Annotated in this window: 1 protein-coding gene; it reads right to left on the bottom strand. The window is 76.2% G+C overall.

Annotated elements, in window-relative coordinates:
* Positions 1–256 (bottom strand): FAD-dependent monooxygenase (locus Q7A36_RS41390; protein ID WP_305109564.1); only part of this gene is annotated, 256 nt, incomplete at both ends.

Raw genomic sequence — 256 nt, 5'->3', positions numbered from 1 at the left:
ACCGAGGGCGGGGTTGTGGAAGCGCCGCGTGTTCGCCGCCGAACCCTCGACCACGCGCGCAGTCCGCGCCTGGCGCGCCGCCTCATAGCGGCGGAGGGTCGCCGGCACGTCCTCGGGCTGCACCGCGAGCGCGCGGGCGAGGATGAAGCCGTCCTCGATCGCCATCACCGCCCCCTGCGCCAGGAAGGGTAGCGTCGGGTGGCAGGCGTCGCCGAGCAGCGTCACCCGGCCCACCGACCAGGCGGGCAGCGGCCGA

The organism is Paracraurococcus lichenis, from assembly GCF_030657435.1.
In the GTDB taxonomy this organism is placed as follows: Bacteria; Pseudomonadota; Alphaproteobacteria; order Acetobacterales; family Acetobacteraceae; genus Paracraurococcus; species Paracraurococcus lichenis.
The sequence above is the reverse complement of the archived record's forward strand: the minus strand, read 5'-3'. Positions and strand labels throughout refer to the sequence as shown.